Origin of the sequence: Pseudomonas sp. NFIX49 (genome assembly GCF_900115915.1) — a bacterium.
GTDB lineage: Bacteria > Pseudomonadota > Gammaproteobacteria > Pseudomonadales > Pseudomonadaceae > Aquipseudomonas > Aquipseudomonas pharyngis.
This window is the reverse complement of sequence record NZ_FOYE01000008.1, coordinates 126,020-146,225: the sequence shown is the minus strand read 5'-3', so window position 1 is coordinate 146,225 and position 20,206 is coordinate 126,020. Positions and strand designations below refer to the sequence as shown.

General features: G+C 58.6%; 20 protein-coding genes and 4 tRNA genes. 18 read left to right on the top strand and 6 right to left on the bottom strand.

Features of this window, described 5'->3' with window-relative positions; genetic code table 11:
- The first annotated feature begins 75 nt into the window (after positions 1-75).
- Positions 76-594, top strand: coding sequence for a cupin domain-containing protein (locus tag BMZ46_RS22795; RefSeq protein WP_074689060.1), 519 nt, complete (start codon positions 76-78; stop codon positions 592-594).
- Positions 595-611: 17 nt separating this feature from the next.
- Here the strand turns inward: BMZ46_RS22795 and BMZ46_RS22790 are convergent, their stop codons facing one another.
- A complete protein-coding gene (locus BMZ46_RS22790) occupies positions 612-1,262 on the bottom strand; it encodes a YceH family protein (protein ID WP_074689058.1) in 651 nt (216 codons plus the stop codon).
- A 126-nt stretch (positions 1,263-1,388) separates the two neighbouring features.
- On the opposite strand from BMZ46_RS22790, the gene BMZ46_RS22785 reads away from it, so the two are divergent.
- Positions 1,389-1,898, top strand: coding sequence for a DUF1993 domain-containing protein (locus BMZ46_RS22785; RefSeq protein WP_007951572.1), 510 nt, complete (start codon positions 1,389-1,391; stop codon positions 1,896-1,898).
- A 65-nt stretch (positions 1,899-1,963) separates the two neighbouring features.
- Here the strand turns inward: BMZ46_RS22785 and sstT are convergent, their stop codons facing one another.
- On the bottom strand, positions 1,964-3,196 hold the full coding sequence (sstT, locus tag BMZ46_RS22780) for a serine/threonine transporter SstT (RefSeq protein WP_064600897.1): 1,233 nt from the start codon (positions 3,194-3,196) through the stop codon (positions 1,964-1,966).
- Between the two features lie 336 nt (positions 3,197-3,532).
- Between sstT and BMZ46_RS22775 the strand changes: the two genes are divergently transcribed.
- On the top strand, positions 3,533-4,693 hold the full coding sequence (locus tag BMZ46_RS22775) for an MFS transporter (protein WP_007951570.1): 1,161 nt from the start codon (positions 3,533-3,535) through the stop codon (positions 4,691-4,693).
- Here BMZ46_RS22775 and nhaR read toward each other — a convergent pair.
- Positions 4,690-5,589: a transcriptional activator NhaR gene (gene nhaR, locus BMZ46_RS22770; RefSeq protein WP_007951569.1), complete on the bottom strand. Its 900-nt coding sequence runs from the start codon at positions 5,587-5,589 to the stop codon at positions 4,690-4,692. The two genes, BMZ46_RS22775 and nhaR, sit on opposite strands and share 4 nt — an antisense overlap.
- 146 nt (positions 5,590-5,735) lie before the next feature.
- On the opposite strand from nhaR, the gene BMZ46_RS22765 reads away from it, so the two are divergent.
- Both BMZ46_RS22765 and BMZ46_RS22760 read left to right on the top strand, forming a co-directional pair.
- Positions 5,736-5,975, top strand: coding sequence for a hypothetical protein (locus BMZ46_RS22765; RefSeq protein WP_039767627.1), 240 nt, complete (start codon positions 5,736-5,738; stop codon positions 5,973-5,975).
- Positions 5,976-6,004: 29 nt separating this feature from the next.
- Positions 6,005-6,754 (top strand): TerC family protein, encoded by a 750-nt coding sequence (locus tag BMZ46_RS22760; protein ID WP_039767626.1) that lies wholly within the window; start codon positions 6,005-6,007, stop codon positions 6,752-6,754.
- Positions 6,755-6,828: 74 nt separating this feature from the next.
- Here BMZ46_RS22760 and BMZ46_RS29410 read toward each other — a convergent pair whose 3' ends face one another.
- Complete coding sequence (locus tag BMZ46_RS29410) at positions 6,829-6,996, bottom strand: hypothetical protein (protein WP_007951566.1); 168 nt, start codon at positions 6,994-6,996, stop codon at positions 6,829-6,831.
- Positions 6,997-7,227: 231 nt separating this feature from the next.
- Between BMZ46_RS29410 and BMZ46_RS22755 the strand changes: the two genes are divergently transcribed.
- The 3 genes from BMZ46_RS22755 to BMZ46_RS22745 all read left to right on the top strand — a co-directional run bounded on the left by BMZ46_RS22755 (position 7,228) and on the right by BMZ46_RS22745 (position 8,418).
- Positions 7,228-7,899: a peptidase C39 family protein gene (locus BMZ46_RS22755; RefSeq protein WP_039767624.1), complete on the top strand. Its 672-nt coding sequence runs from the start codon at positions 7,228-7,230 to the stop codon at positions 7,897-7,899.
- Between the two features lie 93 nt (positions 7,900-7,992).
- Positions 7,993-8,199, top strand: a complete 207-nt coding sequence (locus BMZ46_RS22750; RefSeq protein WP_039767621.1) for a DUF6021 family protein — start codon at positions 7,993-7,995, stop codon at positions 8,197-8,199.
- A 12-nt stretch (positions 8,200-8,211) separates the two neighbouring features.
- A complete protein-coding gene (locus tag BMZ46_RS22745) occupies positions 8,212-8,418 on the top strand; it encodes a hypothetical protein (RefSeq protein WP_039767620.1) in 207 nt (68 codons plus the stop codon).
- A gap of 52 nt (positions 8,419-8,470) precedes the next feature.
- On the opposite strand, the gene pbpG is transcribed toward BMZ46_RS22745, so the two are convergent.
- Together pbpG and folD are read right to left on the bottom strand one after the other, a co-directional pair.
- Positions 8,471-9,409 carry a D-alanyl-D-alanine endopeptidase gene (pbpG, locus tag BMZ46_RS22740; RefSeq protein WP_011335039.1) on the bottom strand — a complete coding sequence of 313 codons (939 nt, stop codon included), beginning with the start codon at positions 9,407-9,409 and terminating at the stop codon, positions 8,471-8,473.
- 229 nt (positions 9,410-9,638) lie between these two features.
- Entirely contained in the window at positions 9,639-10,493 is an 855-nt protein-coding gene (gene folD / locus BMZ46_RS22735) for a bifunctional methylenetetrahydrofolate dehydrogenase/methenyltetrahydrofolate cyclohydrolase FolD (RefSeq protein WP_011335038.1), read from the bottom strand.
- Between the two features lie 274 nt (positions 10,494-10,767).
- On the opposite strand from folD, the gene BMZ46_RS22730 reads away from it, so the two are divergent.
- From BMZ46_RS22730 to BMZ46_RS22685, 10 genes are all read left to right on the top strand, one after another.
- Positions 10,768-10,844: transfer RNA gene (locus BMZ46_RS22730), tRNA-Arg, on the top strand.
- A 32-nt stretch (positions 10,845-10,876) separates the two neighbouring features.
- A tRNA-His gene (locus BMZ46_RS22725) sits at positions 10,877-10,952 on the top strand.
- Positions 10,953-11,009: 57 nt separating this feature from the next.
- Positions 11,010-11,094, top strand: a tRNA-Leu gene (locus tag BMZ46_RS22720).
- Between the two features lie 76 nt (positions 11,095-11,170).
- Positions 11,171-11,246, top strand: a tRNA-His gene (locus BMZ46_RS22715).
- 399 nt (positions 11,247-11,645) lie between these two features.
- The gene (gene tig / locus BMZ46_RS22710; protein ID WP_074689056.1) at positions 11,646-12,956 is read left to right on the top strand and encodes a trigger factor; all 1,311 of its coding nucleotides are present in this window, start codon (positions 11,646-11,648) and stop codon (positions 12,954-12,956) included.
- A gap of 92 nt (positions 12,957-13,048) precedes the next feature.
- A complete protein-coding gene (gene clpP / locus BMZ46_RS22705; protein WP_007951559.1) occupies positions 13,049-13,684 on the top strand; it encodes an ATP-dependent Clp endopeptidase proteolytic subunit ClpP in 636 nt (211 codons plus the stop codon).
- Positions 13,685-13,797: 113 nt separating this feature from the next.
- Positions 13,798-15,081 (top strand): ATP-dependent Clp protease ATP-binding subunit ClpX, encoded by a 1,284-nt coding sequence (clpX, locus tag BMZ46_RS22700; RefSeq protein ID WP_007951558.1) that lies wholly within the window; start codon positions 13,798-13,800, stop codon positions 15,079-15,081.
- 162 nt (positions 15,082-15,243) lie between these two features.
- The gene (gene lon, locus BMZ46_RS22695) at positions 15,244-17,640 is read left to right on the top strand and encodes an endopeptidase La (protein WP_039767614.1); all 2,397 of its coding nucleotides are present in this window, start codon (positions 15,244-15,246) and stop codon (positions 17,638-17,640) included.
- 148 nt (positions 17,641-17,788) lie between these two features.
- Entirely contained in the window at positions 17,789-18,061 is a 273-nt protein-coding gene (locus BMZ46_RS22690; protein ID WP_002552737.1) for an HU family DNA-binding protein, read from the top strand.
- 231 nt (positions 18,062-18,292) lie between these two features.
- A complete protein-coding gene (locus BMZ46_RS22685; protein ID WP_074689054.1) occupies positions 18,293-20,164 on the top strand; it encodes a SurA N-terminal domain-containing protein in 1,872 nt (623 codons plus the stop codon).
- The last annotated feature ends 42 nt before the right edge of the window (positions 20,165-20,206 follow it).

The following is a 20,206-nucleotide window of genomic DNA, read 5'->3' as shown; positions in this document are numbered from 1 at the left end:
CCCACCCGGATTTGCCGTTGCCTATACTGCCGGATCAGCAAGCACAGACTTGCCTACACAAAAGCCGAGGTTTGCATGCATCCGCCCATTCTCAACCTGAATGACGTCGAACTCGAACCGCTTCCCGAATCATTGGCCCCCGAAGGCGAAACCGCTGGGCGTTATCAGCAACGCTTCGCCCGGGTCGGCCAGCAACTGGGTGCGCAGAAACTCGGTTATCGGCTGTATGCGTTGCCGCCAGGCATGCGCGGCAGTCCGTTTCACAGTCATCGGGTCAATGAGGAAATGTTTTACGTGGTGGCCGGGGAAGGGGAAGTGCGCCTCGGTGCCGAACGTTTCCCGATCCGTGCCGGTGATGTGATCGCCTGCCCACCGGGCGGCCCGGAAGCGGCGCACCAGATCATCAACACCAGTGCTGCGGAACTGCGCTATCTGGCGGTCAGCACTCAGCAGCAACCGGAAATCTGCGAGTACCCGGACTCGAACAAATACGCGGTGATGGACAACTTCAGCATCGATGCCGAGGGCAACGCCTCAGGATTCGTGGCGGTGGCGCGGCAGGCGGACGGGGTGGATTACTGGGACGGCGAATAACACCGTCCCCGGTGCACTTATTCTTCGAGACGGGCCAGACGCTCTTCCAGCGCCGCAATCCGCGCTTCCAGCTCTTCGATGCGCTCCAGTGACACGCCGCTGGCAGCGCCGCGATCGCTCGGGTTCTGCCGCGCGGCGATAATCGCCTCAATGTCCGCCGGATCGCCCAGCGCGTGGGTGTAACGATCTTCACGCTGACCGGGCTGACGCGGAATCAACACCGCCAGCTCCCGGGCGATCAGGCGTTCCAGCTGATGCACCACTTGTTCGGCGTCTTCAAACTCATGCATTCGACCGCTGCGGGTCAGCAGTTCGTTGACGGTCTGCGGGCCGCGCAGGAACATCAACCCGGTCAGGACCAATTGCGCCGGCACCAGCTCCAGTGCCTTGTCGACCTTATGCTCCCAGCGGTCGGCGCGACTGCCCATCACCAGTCTGGCGAAACCGCGGCTTTCGAGGGCGCGCAGGCTCTGGCCGACCTGGCCCTGAGTCAGGTTCATCACTGGCTCCCGGCTGGTTTTCTGGTTGCAGGCCAGCACCAGTGCGTTGAGGGTCAACGGGTAGGTTTCCGGGCTGGTGGCCTGTTTCTCGATCAACGAGCCCAGAATGCGGATTTCCGTGGCGTTGAGCCGTGGTTCATCGGAGCGGGTTTGAAATTCTGTGGTCATCGCGCGTTCCCTCTGCAGTCGAAGGCGCCTAGCCTAATCCTTGCTGGATAAAAGACAAGCCGCGCCGCCATGCGAGCATGGCTATAATCGCCCCCACGATTCACCCAGCCACCACGTGAGACAGCCATGACCATTTCCCTATACGCCGCATCCGTCCCGGTTTTCCAACAAATGCTCAACGCCGTGAGCGATGTGCTGAAAAAGGCTGAAGCCCACGCCACCGAGAAAAACATCGACCCGAACGCCTTCCTGCAAGCGCGTCTGTACCCGGACATGTTCCCGCTGGTGCGTCAGGTGCAGATCGCCGTGGACTTCGCCAAAGGCGTTTCCTCGCGTCTGGCCGAAATCGAAATTCCGAAATATGACGACACCGAAACCACCTTCGCCGAGCTGCAAGCGCTGATCGCCAAGGTTCTGGCCTTCATCGGCGAGATCAAGCCAGAGCAGATCAATGGCAAGGAAGGCATCGAGATCGTGACCCGTCCGGGCACCCCGAAAGAGAAGCGCTTCAGCGGCCAGGCTTATCTGCTGAGTTACGGCCTGCCGCAGTTCTTCTTCCACGTCACCACCACCTACGCACTGCTGCGTCACAACGGTGTGGAAGTGGGCAAGCGCGATTACATGGGCGCGTTCTAAAACGTTCTGCAACAAAAAGCCCGCCAAGGTTTGCGCCTTGGCGGGCTTTTTATTGCGCTGGTTTTTTACGCCGGGCGCTGGGCTTTCTGCTCTTCGCCCAGGCACGCGGCGGCGGTGAACAGCACGTCGGTGGAGGAGTTCAGCGCCGTTTCGGCCGAATCCTGCAGCACGCCGATGATGAAACCGACCGCGACCACCTGCATGGCGATTTCGCTCGGAATGCCGAACAGGCTGCACGCCAGCGGGATCAACAGCAGCGAACCACCGGCCACGCCCGAGGCACCGCAGGCGCAGATCGCAGCGACGACGCTGAGCAGGATCGCGGTCGGGATGTCCACGGCGATACCCAAGGTGTGCACGGCGGCGAGGGTCAGCACGGTGATGGTGATCGCCGCGCCGGCCATGTTGATGGTGGCGCCGAGCGGGATCGATACCGAATAGGTGTCTTCATGCAGGCCCAGGCGCTTGCTCAGTTCCAGATTGACCGGAATGTTCGCCGCCGAGCTGCGGGTGAAAAACGCAGTGATGCCGCTTTCACGCAGGCACTGGAGCGTCAGCGGGTACGGGTTGCGGCGCAGCTTCCAGAACACGATCAGCGGGTTCATCACCAGCGCCACGAACAGCATGCAGCCGAGCAGTACCGCCAGCAGGTGCGCATAACCGATCAATGCGCCAAACCCGGAGGTGGCCAGGGTCGACGCTACCAGACCGAAAATGCCCAGCGGTGCGAAGCGAATCACGACCCGGACAATCAGCGTCACGCCATTGGACAGATCGCCCAGCACTTCGCGGGTGGTGTCGCCGGCGTGCCGGATCGCCACGCCCATGCCGATGGCCCAGGCCAGAATGCCGATGAAGTTGGCGTTCATCAGTGCGCTCACCGGGTTGTCGACCACGCTCAGCAACAGGCTTTGCAGCACTTCACTGATGCCGCCCGGCGCGCTTACGGCGATGTTGTCAGTGGACAGCACCAGATGCGACGGGAACATCATGCTGGCAATCACCGCGACCACGGCAGCGGCGAAGGTGCCCAGCAGATACAGGAACAGAATCGGCCGGATGTGGGTTTCCTGGCCGTGCTTGTGGTTGGCGATCGAGGCCATGACCAGCACGAACACCAGGATCGGCGCCACGGCTTTCAGCGCCGAGACGAACACTTTGCCGATGAAGGCCGTGCCTTTGGCCGCTTCCGGCGCGAACAGCGCGAGGGCGATGCCGGCAATCAGGCCGATCAGGATCTGGGTGACCAGGCTGAGGCTTTTAAGACGTTGCAATAGAGAAGGGGATGAAGCGGTCATGAACGGCATCTCTGTTTTTATAGGGTGCAAGGTTGCGTGATCCGGGCGATTGATCGGGGGCAGGCCACGGACACAAACCGAAAGGACTGACGCGCCAGACACGCCGTTAAACGGGTGGCTGAACAGGGTGTACGTTTTGCAGGGCGCGGACTTTATCACAGCGTCGTCCGGATCCTTCAGACCTGTGACGATCTGCCACCCGATCCCTCGGTAACTTAGACAGGTTTGTGCAAGTCACCCGGGAAACACTCTGTTAAGATTGCGCATCCTTATTTTCAAGTTCTGCCAGCGGGCCTTCGGGTCAGCGCTGGTGTCGTCGTTTTGCTGGAGTTCCTCATGCTGTTGCCCATCCTTCTGTTGTCCGCCGCCGGGTTTACGGTGCTGACCACGGAGTTCGTCATCGTCGGCCTGCTGCCGGCGATTGCCCGCGATCTTGCTGTCACCATTCCGCAGGCCGGGCTGCTGGTGACTCTGTTCGCGTTCACCGTGGCGATGTTCGGTCCATTCTTGACCGCCTATTTCGCCCGCTTCGAGCGCCGCAAACTGTTCATCACCATCCTGATCATGTTCGGCCTGGCCAATACCGTGGCGGCATTGGCGCCGAACATCTGGGTCATGGCCATCGCCCGGCTGATCCCGGCGCTGGGGTTGCCGGTGTTCTGGGCGCTGGCCAGTGAAACGGCGGTGGATATCGTCGGCCCGGACTTCGCCGGTCGCGCCATCGCCAAGATCGGCTTCGGCATCGTCTGCGCCACCGTGTTCGGCATTCCGGTCGGCACGCTGATTTCCGATGCGTTCGGCTGGCGCAGTGCGTTCGCCATTCTGGCGGTGATCGCGTTCGCCAAGGCGCTGCTGCTGTTTGTCTATCTGCCGAAAACCAGCCTGCACCAGCATCAGGTCAGTTTCGCTTCGCAGTTCAAGATCCTGCGCAGCCCGCTGATGCTCGGCCATGTGTTGCTGTCGATCCTGGTGTTCAGCGGCATGTTCACCGCCTACACCTATCTGGCGGACATCCTCGAACGTCTGGCCGGCTTCAATGGCACCGTGGTCGGCTGGTGCCTGATGGGCTTTGGCGCGGTCGGTCTGATCGGCAACTCGCTGGGCGGTCGTGCGGTGGATCGCCATCCACTGATGGCTTCGGTGATGTTCTGCGCGTTCATGATTCCGGGGATGGTGGCGCTGGTACCGAACATTAATTCGTCGCTGGGTCTGGCGGCGGCGATGGGCATCTGGGGCGTGACGCAGGCGGCGCTGTTTCTGGTCAGTCACGTGCGCTTGATGAAAGCCGCACCGGAAGCGCCAGCCTTTGCCGCCTCGCTGAACATTGCCGGGGCCAACCTCGGGATTGGTTTGGGCGCGATCATTGGCGGTCGAGTGATCGACAGCGCCGGCCTGGGTTTTGTGGGTTTCGCCGCTGCCGGGTTCATTCTGCTGTCGATTTTCCTCGCCATGGTGCTGATGGTGCTCAAGCCGCGCGACGTCTGCGCGCCGGCTTAAAACGCTGTAAACAGCTCGCGTCGGGCACCTTCGGTAATCGCTTTGATGCCGGGGTGCTTGACCTTGCGCTCCACCGAGATCGCGTAAAACGACTCGCTCACCGCATCGGTCTGGCCGATCAACTCGACGCCGTACTGGCGCTTCACCTCATCGGCAATCACGCTTGGGCCGATGAAAATCCCGCTGCCGGACTGGCCGAACGCCTGCATCAGGGCGCTGTCATCGAACTCCCCGACAATCCTCGGCTGAATCTGTTGCTCTGCGAACCAGCGCTGTAAACGGCTGCGCACCACGGTTTCCGCGCCGGGGATCAACAGCGGCGCACCGTGCAGGCTGCGCGGGAAATCCTGACCGTATTGCGCTGCCAGTTCGGCGGTGGCGAAAAAACTGATCCCGCATTCGCCTAGCTTCTGGCTGTAGCCCTTGATGTCCAGGTGCGAGGGCATCGGGCTGTCGGAGATCACCAGGTCCAGACGCTGGATTGCCAGATCCGCCAGCAGGCGCTCGAGTTTGTCCTCGCGGCAGGTGATGCGCAGCGGTTCGCTCAATTCCATGGTCGGCGCGATCAGGCGATAGACGATGGATTTGGGCACCACGTCCGCCACGCCGACCCGGAACAGGATCTGCTGTTCGTTGGGCTGGGCGCGCAGCATCAGCTCCAGTTCACCGCCCAGCTGGAACATCTGCTCGGCGTAGGGCAGGGCCTGACGTCCGGCTTCGGTGAGCTCTAATTGCCGGCCGACTCGTTGAAACAGCTCGATGCCGTAGGTCTGTTCGAGCAGGGAAATCTGCCCGCTGATGGTTTGCGGCGTCAGGTTCAGTTGCTCGCAGGCGCGCACGATGCTGCCGGTCTTGGCCACCACCCAGAAGTAATGCAGTTGTCGGTAATTGAGCATGGGGTTCGATCCGTCAAATACAGTTCGTATAAATCGAAGTATAGCCGCTAAAAATACGAATTTTCCTGAAGTGTTTGTCTCCCTAGAATGCCCAGCCATCGACGGCCGGTCTGTACGGCGCTGTCTGTTCTATCGAGGGAAGCATCATGAAACTAAAAACTACGGCGTTACTGATCGCGTCTTTACTGGTACTGGCCGGTTGCGACCAGGCCGAAAAGAGCGCCCAGCAACTGATGGGGCAGGCGGCTGAAGCGGCCAAGCAAGCCATCGATGACACGCACAAAGCCGCCGAGCAGGCGCTCAGCGATGCCACCGGCAATCTGATCAGCAAGAAAGAACCGAAAGACGACGAAGAAAAATCCGAATCGTCCTCCCAGGAAATCTAAACCGTCTTACACAGAGTCAGGACTGACCCATGGAATACCTGTTAGAACTCGCTTCCAGCCCGACCGCATGGATTGCCTTGGCCACACTGGTGGTGATGGAAATCGTGCTCGGCATCGATAACCTGATCTTCATCTCGATCCTGACCAACAAGCTGCCCGAGCAGTACCGGCAGAAAGCCCGTCGTCTGGGGATCGGCATGGCGCTGATCATGCGTCTGGCCTTGTTGAGCACCATCGCGTTCATCGTTCAGCTGACCGCGCCGGTCATCGAGATCCTCGGCCACGCGTTCTCCTGGAAGGACATGATCCTGATCGCCGGCGGCCTGTTCCTGTTGTGGAAAGCCACCACGGAGATCCATCACAGCATGGACCCGGCACCGGAAGATCCGAAGACCGCGACGTCCAAGGTGACCTTGGGCTTCGCCGCCGCCATCGGGCAAATCCTGATGCTGGACATGGTGTTCTCGATCGACAGCATCATTACCGCTGTCGGCATGACCGAACACTTGCCGATCATGGTGATTGCGGTTGTTGTCTCGGTATTGGTGATGCTGTTTGCGGCTGATCCGCTGGCCAAGTTCATCAACGACAACCCGACGGTGGTCATGCTGGCTCTGGGCTTCCTGATCATGATCGGCATGACGCTGATCGCCGAAGGCTTCGGCGCCCACGTACCGAAAGGTTATGTGTATGCCGCCATGGCGTTCTCGGCTGCGATTGAAGTGCTGAACATGATGTCGCGCCGCGCCAAGCAGAAGAAACTGACTGCCGAAGCGTAATCGTTGGAAAAGCAAAGGCCGCCTGAACTCGCGAGAGTCCAGGCGGCCTTTTTGTTTGTATCGGTTACGGAAAGTCAGTGCGCGGTGGCGTGACGGGCGTCGTGTTTCTCGATCTTCCGGGTCGGTGCAGGTTGAACCGGGTGGTGATGGCGGCGGGAAATCCGCAGTACGCCCCACAACATGGCGGCGGCAACGGCCAGCCAGCCGGCAATCAGCATTACGATGGTCATGGTCAGGCTCATCTGCGCCTCCTCTTTGCCCTGCGTCGGGCTAACGCTCTTTGGCTCTTCTCTGAATGACAGTCTAGTCGCTGGTGTGTTTCAGGCTATTGACCAAAGGTCGGTGGTGATCAATCAGTTCGCTCTATGCAGCCGATGGATCTGCCGTTTTGGGCTATACCGCAGCGTGACGCCGTCCTATGATCCTCGACCAAGCCGGAACACGATGACCGGTAACTGATCAAGAGAGTGATGATGGTGCAGCTATTTTCCCGGATTCGCGCGGCGCTGCTGGTGGCCGGTTGCGTGACAGCATTGGTGGGGTGTGCGGGCAGTGTGGCGCCGGAGGTCAAGCGCCTGCCTGAACGGGTCGAGCTCAGTGGCACCTTCTATCGCGGTGAGGCCTATCAAAGCGGGCCGCAAGTGCTGGCCAGCCTGCTGTCGCAGCAGGGCATCGTGATCACGCCGGGTCTGCTGGAAAAGCCGCTGCACTTGCCGGGCGCCGAGGACAAGTTGCAACAGAATCTGCAGAGTCTGGCCCGTGAATACGGCATGGTCGTGTATCCGCTGGACAGCAATCTGCCGGCGCTGCTGACTCAGGTGGCGGCCGGGTATCCGGTGATGGTGCGTTTCAGCGAGGGTTCGGCGTTTTGGGCTGAGCCGCGTTACGCGATCCTGTCCGGCTACGATCGCTTGAAGCAGAAGGTGCTGCTGCGCGCCGGGATGAATCGCCGTGAATTGATGAGCTTCAGCTCGTTCGAGTCGGCCCTGGAAAAATCCGGCGGCTGGGCAGTGTTGATCCAGAAGCCGACGCAGATTCCGGCGGCGGTCGATCAACAGCGCTGGCTCAAGGCTGCCGACGCACTGGCGCAAGCCGGGCAGGAGCGGGAAGCGGCGCAGGCGAGGAAGGCGCTGGCGGCGCATTGAGGTTCCGTTCGTCGCCTGTCGGGCACCCTGATGGAGGATGCGCTTCTGAACTGTAGCGTCCCGTGTTTTTCGGGCCAGTATCAGGAGGCGAACATGGCAATTCCAACTTCACCCACTGGGCCGCATTCTTCCGAGCATGGCAGCGGCGACGACCTGGGCTTTGATCCGGACTCGCCTGATCTGGACGATCCGCAAGTCGATCCCATTGGCCCGGCGAAGGCGCCGAAGGATGTGCAGCCGGGCGACGATCCCAAGCGTCCGGCCAAGCCTTACGATCCCTTGGCTGATCTCAAGCCTTGAAGCGAGGTGCGTATGAGTACCGATTCGAGTTTCGACGACCACAAACCTGACAGTGTGCCCACCACGCCTGAGCCGGAAGTTGATCCGGTGCTGGATCCAGACAGCCCCATGCGGGATCCGCTGGCGCGTCCAGCGGTGGTCACGCCAGAGCATTCGCGCGACCCGAGTGCCGGTGACGGCATTCCCGATGACGACAAGATGCCGTTGCCAAACGACTGAGTGCATAAATGAAAAAGCCCCGACGATTCGGGGCTTTTTCATGGGGGACGGATTACTTGGACGCTTCGATCACGCCGCTCTGGCGACTCTTGAGGTTTTTGTCGGCCTTGTATTGCTGAGCCACGGCTGGGACGTTGGCACTCTTGCCGGTTTCCACCCAGCTGCGGATGCGGCTGGCATCGGCGAAGTGAGTGTATTTGCCGAACGCGTCGAGAATCACCAGGGCAACCGGACGGTTGGCCATGCGGGTCACCAGCACCAGACAGTGACCGGCAGGGTTGGTGAAACCGGTTTTGGTGATGCGGATATCCCAGTCGGCCTTGTTGACCAGGTGATCGGTGTTGCGGAAACCCAGGGTGTAATTGGGTTTACGGAACGAAACGGTCTTTTCCTTGGTGGTGGTCAGCTCGATGAGCAGCGGCTGTTTATGCGCAGCCACCAGCAACTTGCTCAGGTCGCGGGCGGTGGAGACGTTGCGCTCGGACAGGCCGGTGGGTTCGACAAAGTGCGTGCTGGTCATGCCCAGCGCCTTGGCCTTGGCGTTCATTGCGGCGATGAATGCCGCGTAACCACCCGGATAGTGGTGGGCCAGGCTGGCGGCGGCGCGGTTTTCCGAGGACATCAGGGCAATCAGCAGCATCTCCCGGCGGGGCAGTTCGCTGCGCAGCTTGACGCGGGAAAACACGCCTTTCATTTCCGGCGTGTGGCTGATGTCGACGTCAATCCATTCGTCCATGTTCTGGTGTGCTTCGACCACTACCAAACCGGTCATCAATTTGCTCACGGAAGCGATGGGCACCACCACGTCCGGGTTGCTGGAATAAATGACTTTGTTGGTCTGCAGATCCATCAGCAGGGCGCTGCCGGAGGCAATCTTCAATTGCGAGGCGTCTCGAGGGGCAGCGGTGGTTTCGGCGGCGTTGACCGTTGGCGTGAGGAGCGTGCCTGAAAATGCAAAAACCAGGCTCAGGATGGACAGACGAATATTCACGCGGGCGAACTCATGAAGGTTGGAAATGCCGTTCTTTGTAACGGCCTGTGTCGTAAAAACGACGCATTGTAGGAGTATGGTTGAAGAACTGTCGATGGTTGTCCGCCAGGCATGAAAAAGTCGTGAAAAGCCCTGTAAAAATAGGGGTTTCCGGCGAACGGTAAAGGTTTTTTCGAGGGCATGAAAAACCCCGCGCAAGGCGGGGTTCTCGGAGCGCGGAAAACGCGACTCAGGCGTGCAGGGTTTCTGCCGCGTAGAGCGTGTTCTCAAGCAGGCAGGCGCGGGTCATCGGGCCGACGCCGCCGGGTACCGGAGTAATCCAGCCGGCGCGGGGCAGGGCGGTCTCGTAGACCACATCACCCACCAGTTTGCCGTCTTCCTGGCGGTTGATGCCGACGTCGATCACGATCGCGCCTTCCTTGATCCACTCGCCCTTGACCAGGCCCGGCTTGCCGGCGGCCACGACCACCAGATCGGCGCGGCCGACGTGGCCGGCCAGATCCTTGGTGAAGCGGTGGGTAACGGTTACGGTGCAACCGGCCAGCAGCAGCTCCATCGCCATCGGACGACCGACGATGTTGGATGCGCCAACAACCACCGCGTCCATCCCGTACAGATCGGCACCGGTGCTTTCCAGCAGGGTCATGATGCCTTTCGGGGTGCACGGACGCAGCAGCGGAATGCGCTGGGCCAGACGACCGACGTTATAAGGATGGAAACCGTCGACATCCTTGTCCGGGCGGATGCGCTCCAGCAGTTTGGAAGCGTCCAGGTGCTCTGGCAGAGGAAGTTGAAGCAGAACGCCGTCGATTGCCGGATCGTCGTTCAGTCGATCGATCAGATCGGTCAGTGCTTCCTGAGTGGTTTCGGAAGGCAGGTCGTACGCTTGAGAGAGGAAGCCGACCTCTTCACAGTCTTTACGCTTGTGCGAGACATAAACCTGAGAGGCAGGATCGCTGCCGACCAGGATCACCGCGAGGCCTGGCGTGCGCAGACCTTGCTGGCGACGTTCGGCAACCCGTTGGGCGATCTGCTGGCGCAGGCTGGCGGCGATCGATTTGCCGTCGATTAGTTGTGCAGTCATTGCGCGTGATTAACCATCGAGAGGGGAAAAAAAGAGAACGCATTCTCGCATGTCAAACGGTGAGGGCAAAGGCGCTTGGTCAGCAAATTCCCCTAAGCCCTTTAATTAAATGAATTTTTTTTAAAAAGGATTTGACGACCTTCGGGTCGCTCTATACTATTCGTCGCACTTGTCGGGCACAGCCTAGCACTGGTTAAGAAGGTCGAGCTAAATCAACGTTTTGCGAGACTGGAAAGCACTTAGTTTGTAGTCCTCCAAGGGTACAGCTAACAAGGCGCCCGTAGCTCAGCTGGATAGAGCATCCGCCTTCTAAGCGGATGGTCGCAGGTTCGAGTCCTGCCGGGTGCGCCATTAGGCAGCATTGGCACAAGTAGCGCGATATGGTGGGCGTAGCTCAGTTGGTAGAGCACGGGATTGTGACTCCCGTTGTCGTGGGTTCGATCCCCATCGTCCACCCCATATTTCGAAAGGCGCCAGATGTAACAGTCTGGCGCCTTTGCTTTAAAAGCTTCATCTGCGGATGTGGTGGAATTGGTAGACACACTGGATTTAGGTTCCAGCGCCGCGAGGCGTAAGAGTTCGAGTCTCTTCATCCGCACCAATCAAAGCTTCATTCATGCCGTTGGCCGGGTGAAGTTCTACAAAGAAGTTGTTTGGCTTCTTTGACACGCAATATGGTGGGCGTAGCTCAGTTGGTAGAGCACGGGATTGTGACTCCCGTTGTCGTGGGTTCGATCCCCATCGTCCACCCCATATTCCGAAAGGCGCCAGATTTAACAGTCTGGCGCCTTTTTTGTTTTACGGTTTCGGATTTTCGCGGCTGCAGGTTTCGGGTCGCAGGGCAGGGTGCTTCGTCGTATTAATGTTGCTCGATGATGCTGCGCTGCCCGCCGTCCTTGCTTGCGAGGTCGGCTGTCAGGGAGATGATTCAACCGCCTCTATATATAGAAGAGGTTGGCGCAGAGCCCTGGCTTGAATTGGCTGTATTTGCTAACAGGGCGAGGCGCAACCGTTTGTCCCCGCCTTCAAATGGCCTGCTGTTTTTTACCCGTTTTCAGTAGGGTGACTTCTTGAGTTTGACCTACTAGAATGCTTGCCCTTGATTCTTGGGTCGGAAACGGCCGGCTAACGTCTGTGCAACGAGGAATATCCATGCAAGTTTCTGTTGAAAATACTACTGCTCTTGAGCGCCGCATGAGCATCACCGTGCCGGCTGAGCGCATCGAGACTCAGGTCAACAAGCGTCTGCAGCAGACTGCCAAAAAGGCCAAGATTGCTGGCTTCCGTGTTGGCAAGGTGCCAATGAGCGAAATCAAGCGCCGTTTCGGTGCTGATGCGCGCCAGGAAGCAATCGGCGACGTGATCCAGTCCTCCTTCTACGAAGCTGTGGTTGAGCAGAAGCTGAACCCGGCCGGTTCGCCATCGATCGAGCCAAAATCGCTCGAGGCTGGCAAGGACCTGGAATACGTAGCCGTATTCGAAGTGTTCCCTGAGTTCACCGTTGCCGGCTTCGAAGGCATCACCGTCGAGCGCCTGAGCGCTGACGTGGCTGACGCCGATCTGGACAAGATGCTGGACATCCTGCGCAAGCAGAACACCCGTTTCGAAGTGGCCGATCGCGCTGCCCAGAACGAAGACCAGCTGAACATCGATTTCGTTGGCAAGGTTGACGGCGAAGTGTTCGCTGGCGGTTCCGCCAAGGGCACTCAGCTGGTACTGGGTTCCGGTCGCATGATCCCTGGCTTCGAAGAAGGCCTGGTAGGCGCTAAAGCCGGCGAAGAGCGCGTTCTGAACCTGACCTTCCCAGAGGACTATCAGAACCTGGACCTGGCTGGCAAAACCGCCGAGTTCACCGTGACTGTAAACACCGTTTCCGAGCCAAAGCTGCCAGAGCTGAACGAAGAGTTCTTCGCTCAATTCGGCATCAAGGAAAGCGGCATCGACGGTTTCCGCACCGAAGTTCGCAAGAACATGGAGCGTGAACTGCGTCAGGCGATCAAATCCAAGGTCAAGAATCAGGTCATGGACGGTCTGCTGGCCACCAACCCGATCGAAGTGCCCAAGGCTCTGCTGTCCAACGAAGTTGACCGTCTGCGCGTGCAGGCTGTTCAGCAGTTCGGTGGCAACATCAAGCCAGACCAACTGCCGGCCGAGCTGTTCGAAGAACAAGCCAAGCGTCGCGTTGTCCTGGGTCTGATCGTGGCTGAAGTGGTCAAGCAGTTCGACCTGAAGCCAGACGAAGCCCGCGTTCGCGAAATGATTCAGGAAATGGCTTCGGCTTACCAAGAGCCTGAGCAGGTCGTGTCCTGGTACTACAAGAACGACCAGCAACTGAACGAAGTTCGTTCGGTTGTGCTGGAAGAACAAGTTGTGGATACTGTTCTGCAGAAAGCTAGCGTGACCGACAAATCGGTCTCTTACGAAGAAGCGGTCAAGCCGGTAGAAGCTCCAAAAGCCGACTGATTGTTTTTGCGTTAGAAGCACACACCATAAGCCAGCCTTCGAGCTGGCTTATGCGTATTCAAGACATGACTATTTGGGAGTGACTGCAGAGCATGTTCCGTAATTCCTATATTCAGCAGAACTCTGATATCCAGGCCGCCGGCGGCCTGGTCCCGATGGTTGTCGAGCAATCTGCTCGTGGCGAGCGCGCCTATGACATCTACTCGCGTCTTCTCAAGGAACGAGTGATCTTTCTGGTGGGTCCGGTAGAGGACTACATGGCCAACCTGATTTGCGCGCAATTGCTGTTCCTTGAAGCGGAAAACCCGGACAAGGACATCCATCTTTATATCAACTCCCCGGGCGGTTCGGTGACAGCGGGCATGTCGATCTACGACACCATGCAGTTCATCAAGCCAAACGTATCGACTACCTGTATCGGTCAGGCGTGCAGCATGGGCGCATTCCTGCTGACGGCCGGTGCACCTGGCAAGCGTTTCTGCCTGCCGAACTCGCGCGTGATGATTCACCAGCCACTGGGCGGTTTCCAGGGCCAGGCATCGGACATCGAAATCCATGCCAAGGAAATCCTCTTCATCCGCGAGCGTCTGAACACGCTGATGGCCAAGCACAGCGGCCGTACGCTTGAAGAAATCGAGCGCGACACCAACCGCGACAACTTCATGAGTGCAGAAGCTGCGAAGGAATACGGTCTGATCGACGAAGTGATCAACCAGCGCCCAGCTTAAAAATAAGCAGCTCAAAATAGGCTTGGTCGGCGCGTCTGATCAGCGGCGGGCTTGAAAAAGCCCGCAATAGCCTTCATCTTGTGTTGCAAGCCTATCGGATTTGGATCGAACGAATGACTGACACCCGCAACGGCGAGGACAACGGCAAGCTGCTCTATTGCTCCTTCTGTGGCAAAAGCCAGCATGAAGTACGCAAATTGATTGCCGGCCCCTCGGTCTTTATCTGCGACGAGTGCGTCGACCTGTGCAATGACATCATCCGTGAGGAGGTGCAGGAAGCACAGGCCGAAAGCAGCGCGCATAAATTGCCTTCGCCTAAAGAAATCAGCGGCATCCTTGATCAATATGTCATTGGTCAGGAACGTGCCAAGAAGGTTCTGGCAGTAGCGGTGTACAACCACTACAAGCGTCTGAACCAGCGTGACAAAAAGGCTGACGACGTCGAACTCGGCAAGAGCAACATCCTGCTGATCGGCCCGACAGGCTCCGGTAAAACCCTGCTGGCCGAAACCCTGGCCCGCTTGCTGAACGTTCCGTTCACCATCGCCGACGCAACCACCCTCACCGAGGCCGGTTATGTGGGTGAGGACGTCGAGAACATCATTCAGAAGCTGCTGCAGAAGTGCGATTACGACGTAGAGAAAGCCCAGATGGGTATTGTCTACATCGACGAAATCGACAAGATTTCGCGCAAGTCCGACAACCCGTCGATCACCCGGGACGTTTCCGGTGAAGGCGTGCAGCAGGCCTTGCTCAAACTGATCGAAGGCACGGTCGCTTCCGTTCCGCCGCAAGGTGGCCGCAAGCATCCGCAGCAGGAATTTCTTCAGGTTGATACCCGTAACATTCTGTTCATCTGCGGTGGTGCGTTCTCCGGTCTGGAGAAGGTCATTCAGAACCGTTCCACCAAGGGTGGTATCGGATTCAACGCAGAAGTGCGCAGCAAGGAAGAAGGCAAGAAAGTCGGTGAATCCCTGCGTGAAGTCGAGCCTGACGATCTGGTCAAGTTCGGTCTGATCCCGGAATTCGTCGGTCGTCTGCCGGTTCTTGCGACGCTGGACGAGCTGGATGAGGCTGCTTTGATGCAGATTCTCACCGAGCCGAAAAATGCCCTGACCAAACAGTATGCCAAGCTGTTCGAGATGGAAGGCGTGGATCTGGAATTCCGTTCCGACGCGCTGAAATCGGTCGCCAAGCGTGCCCTGGAGCGTAAAACCGGTGCCCGTGGCCTGCGTTCGATTCTCGAAGGTGTACTGCTCGACACGATGTATGAAATCCCCTCGCAGTCCGAGGTGAGCAAAGTCGTGATCGATGAAAGCGTGATCGAAGGCAAGTCCAAGCCACTGTATATCTACGAAAACAGTGAGCCGGCTGCCAAGGCGGCGCCGGACGCGTAAGCGCCCAGCCTGCCGGAACAAGGAAGGGGCCTTCGGGCCTCTTTTTTTTATGTCGTTTTTTACATCCGCTTTGCGCTTGTTTTTTTTCAAGGCAACCCCCATCTTGGTTTCAAGCTTAATTCCATCTGATTACGGCCATATGGCCGCCGTAGAGGCGAAATCATGAAGACCACCATCGAATTGCCTCTCCTGCCATTGCGTGATGTCGTTGTGTATCCGCACATGGTTATCCCGCTGTTCGTGGGGCGCGAGAAATCCATCGAAGCCCTCGAGGCCGCGATGACGGGTGACAAGCAGATCCTGCTGCTGGCCCAGAGAAACCCGGCTGACGACGATCCCGGTGAAGAAGCTCTCTATCGCGTAGGTACTATCGCCACCGTTCTGCAGCTGCTGAAGCTGCCGGACGGCACCGTCAAGGTTCTGGTCGAAGGCGAGCAGCGTGGCGCTGTCGAGCGCTTCAGCGAAGTCGATGGCCACTGCCGTGCCGAAGTGTCGCTGATCGACGAAGTCGACGCCGCCGAGCGCGAATCCGAAGTGTTTGTGCGCAGCCTGCTGTCGCAGTTCGAACAATATGTGCAGTTGGGCAAAAAAGTCCCGGCTGAAGTCCTGTCGTCTCTCAACAGCATCGACGAGCCTGGCCGCCTGGTAGACACCATGGCTGCGCACATGGCGCTGAAGATCGAGCAGAAGCAGGAAATCCTCGAAATCATCGATTTGTCGGCCCGGGTCGAGCACGTTCTGGCCTTGCTGGACGCCGAGATCGACCTGCTGCAAGTCGAAAAACGCATTCGTGGCCGCGTCAAAAAGCAAATGGAGCGCAGTCAGCGCGAGTACTACCTGAATGAGCAGATGAAGGCCATTCAGAAAGAACTCGGCGACAGCGACGAAGGCCACAACGAAATCGAAGACCTGAAGAAGCGCATCGACGCTGCCGGTCTGCCGAAAGACGCGCTGGCCAAGGCCACTGCCGAGCTGAACAAGCTCAAGCAAATGTCGCCGATGTCCGCTGAAGCCACCGTGGTGCGCTCGTACATCGACTGGCTGGTTCAAGTGCCGTGGAAGGCCCAGAGCAAGGTACGTCTGGACCTGGCCCGTGCCGAAGACATTCTCGACGCCGATCACTACGGCCTCGAAGAGGTCAAGGAACGCATCCTTGAATACCTCGCCGTGCAAAAGCGCGTGAAGAAAATCCGTGGCCCGGTGTTGTGCCTGGTCGGTCCTCCGGGCGTGGGTAAAACCTCGCTGGCCGAGTCGATCGCCCATGCCACCAACCGCAAATTCGTGCGTATGGCCCTCGGTGGCGTGCGTGACGAAGCGGAAATCCGTGGTCACCGTCGGACCTACATCGGTTCGATGCCAGGAAGATTGATTCAAAAGATGACAAAAGTGGGTGTCCGCAACCCGCTGTTCCTGCTCGATGAAATCGACAAAATGGGCAGCGACATGCGTGGCGACCCGGCGTCGGCATTGCTGGAAGTGCTTGATCCAGAACAGAACCACAACTTCAACGATCACTATCTGGAAGTCGATTACGACCTCTCGGATGTGATGTTCCTGTGCACCTCGAACTCGATGAACATTCCACCGGCGCTGCTGGACCGGATGGAAGTCATCCGTCTGCCGGGCTACACCGAAGACGAGAAGATCAACATTGCGGTCAAGTACCTGTCGCCCAAACAGGTTGCAGCCAACGGCCTGAAGAAGGGCGAGCTGGAATTCGACGAAGAAGCGATCCGCGACATCATCCGTTACTACACCCGCGAAGCCGGTGTGCGTGGCCTCGAGCGGCAGATTGCCAAGGTCTGCCGCAAGGCGGTCAAAGAGCACGCGCTGGAAAAACGCTTCTCGGTAAAAGTGACAGCTGATCTGCTGGAACATTTTCTCGGCGTTCGCAAGTTCCGCTACGGTCTGGCCGAGCAGCAGGATCAGATCGGACAAGTCACCGGCCTGGCCTGGACTCAGGTGGGCGGCGAACTGCTGACCATCGAAGCCGCTGTGGTGCCGGGCAAAGGTCAACTGATCAAGACCGGTTCGCTGGGTGACGTAATGGTCGAATCGATCACTGCGGCCCTGACCGTTGTGCGCAGCCGTGCCAAGAGTCTGGGCATCCCCCTGGACTTCCACGAGAAGCGCGACACGCACATCCACATGCCGGAAGGCGCTACGCCGAAAGACGGCCCGAGCGCTGGTGTAGGCATGTGTACCGCACTGGTGTCGGCTTTGACGGGTATTCCTGTGCGCGCCGATGTCGCCATGACCGGCGAGATCACCCTGCGTGGTCAAGTTCTCGCCATTGGCGGTCTGAAGGAAAAACTGCTGGCCGCTCACCGTGGCGGAATCAAGACAGTGATTATTCCGGAAGAGAACGTGCGTGATCTGAAGGAGATTCCTGACAATATCAAGCAGGATCTGCAGATCAAACCGGTTAAATGGATTGACGAAGTCCTGCAAATTGCGCTGCAATACGCGCCGGAGCCCTTGCCGGATGTGGCTCCGGAGATAGTTGCCAAGGACGAAAAACGTGAGTCTGACTCTAAGGAAAGAATTAGCACGCATTAATACGCTTTTGCCTGGGGGGCTTCCTTGACAGCTTTTTAGAGCCCTTGTTATAAAGCGGCTCTTAAGTGTCTGTAGGCCATTCAGCACTCGTTTTTGCTTTCACCAAAAAACTTAGAATCATACTCAAATAGATATAAGGGGACTTAGAGTGAACAAGTCGGAACTGATTGATGCTATCGCTGCATCCGCTGATATCCCGAAAGCTGCTGCTGGCCGTGCGCTGGACGCTGTAATCGAATCCGTCACTGGCGCTCTCAAGGCTGGCGACTCCGTTGTTCTGGTTGGTTTCGGTACTTTCTCCGTGACTGATCGTCCAGCTCGCATCGGTCGTAACCCACAGACCGGCAAGACTCTGGAAATCGCGGCAGCCAAAAAACCAGGTTTCAAAGCCGGTAAAGCCCTGAAAGAAGCCGTCAACTAAGTTTGATTCAGGTTTTTACCCATCCGGGTCGGGGTTATGCCTGACTTGGCAGCGGAGCGGTAGAGCAGGCGGTGGGAATAGCTGCCTGTCACACCGGGATCGAGGGTTCGAGCCCTGTCCGCTCCGCCAGTTACGAGAAGGCGCATCCTCGGATGCGCCTTTCTTCTATCCGGATTCTACCCACGCTCCACGGTTGCCTAATTTTGAAGTTCAACCGTTTCTGGGGGACGCATGCTGCAGAATATCAGGGACAATTCACAAGGCTGGATTGCCAAGACCATTATCGGGGTCATCGTTGCACTGATGGCTCTGACCGGTTTCGACGCCATTTTCCAGGCCACGACTCACAAGAATGAGGCGGCCAAGGTCAACGGTGAAGAAATCAGCCAGAACGAGCTGAGCCAGGCGGTGGATATGCAACGCCGTCAGCTGATGCAACAACTGGGCAAGGACTTCGACGCTTCCTTGCTGGACGAAAAAATGCTGCGCGAATCGGCCCTCAAGGGTCTGATCGATCGCAAGCTGCTGCTGCAAGGCGCGGAACAATCGAAATTCGCTTTCTCCGAAGCGGCCCTGGACCAAGTGATCCTGCAGACGCCTGAATTCCAGGTCGACGGCAAGTTCAGCTCCGACCGTTTCGATCAGGTGATCCGTCAACTGGGCTACAGCCGCATGCAGTTCCGCCAGATGCTGGCTCAGGAAATGCTGATCGGCCAACTGCGCGCCGGTGTGGCGGGCAGCGGTTTCGTGACCGATGCTCAGGTGCTGGCCTTCGCCCGTCTGGAAAAACAGACCCGCGACTTCGCCACGCTGAACATCAAGGCTGACCCTTCGGCCGTGAAGCTGACCGATGACGAGGTCAAGGCTTACTACGACGAGCACGCCAAGGAGTTCATGACCCCGGATCAAGTGGTCATCGATTACCTGGAGTTGAAGAAGGCATCGTTCTTCGATCAGGTCGCCGTAAAGGACGAAGACCTGCAGGCGGCGTATCAGAAAGAGATCGCCAACCTGTCGGAACAGCGTCGTGCGGCGCACATTTTGATCGAAGTCAACGACAAAACCACCGAAGCCCAGGCCAAGGCGAAGATCGAAGAAGTCCAGGCGCGTCTGGCCAAGGGCGAGAAATTCGAAGCGCTGGCCAAGGAGTTCTCGCAGGATCCGGGTTCGGCCAACAACGGCGGTGACCTCGGTTATGCCGGTCCTGGCGTTTACGATCCAGCCTTTGAGAAAGCCCTGTATTCGCTGAACAAGGATCAGGTTTCCGAGCCGGTTCGCACCGACTTCGGTTTCCATCTGATCAAGCTGCTGGGTGTCGAGGCGCCTGAAGTGCCGACTCTGGCCAGCCTGAAGGACAAGCTGACCCGCGAGCTGAAAACCCAGCAAGTCGAGCAGCGTTTCGTCGAGGCGACCAAGCAACTGGAAGACTCTTCGTTCGAAGCATCCGACCTGGCCCAGCCGGCGCAGGATCTGAAGCTGACCGTGCACACCTCCAAGCCGTTCGGCCGTGAAGGTGGCGAAGGCGTTGCAGCCAACCGTGCCGTGGTGACTGCCGCGTTCAGCACTGAGGTGCTGGAAGAGGGTGCCAACAGCACCGCCATCGAGCTGGATCCGGAAACCGTGATCGTGCTGCGCGCCAAGGAGCACCTCAAGCCGACTCAATTGCCGCTGGAAAGCGTGGCCGCTGCCATTCGCACCCAGTTGACCAAAGAGCACGCCAGCGCGGCTGCCAAAACCAAGGCGGAGCAACTGATCGCCAGTCTGCGTGATGGCAAGACCCCGCTGGACAAGGCGGTGGACGGTCAGAGCTGGAAAGTCACTGAAGCGGCGAACCGCGCTCAGGAAGGCGTTGATCCAGCGGTGCTGCAAGCGTTGTTCCGCATGCCGAAACCGGCCGCCAAGGACAAGCCGACCTTCACCAGCGTGACGCTGGCGGACGGTAGCCTGACCATCGTGCGCCTTAATGGCGTGAACGAAGCGGCGGCTCCGACCGATGAAGAGAAAGCGCAATATCGTCGCTTCCTCGCCTCGCGTGTGGGGCAGCAGGACTTCGCGGCGTATCGCAAGCAGCTGGAAGCCGAAGCCGACATCAAGCGTTTCTGATGCCTGGCTGAGCCGCAAGACCCGAGCCCCGGATGAAAATCC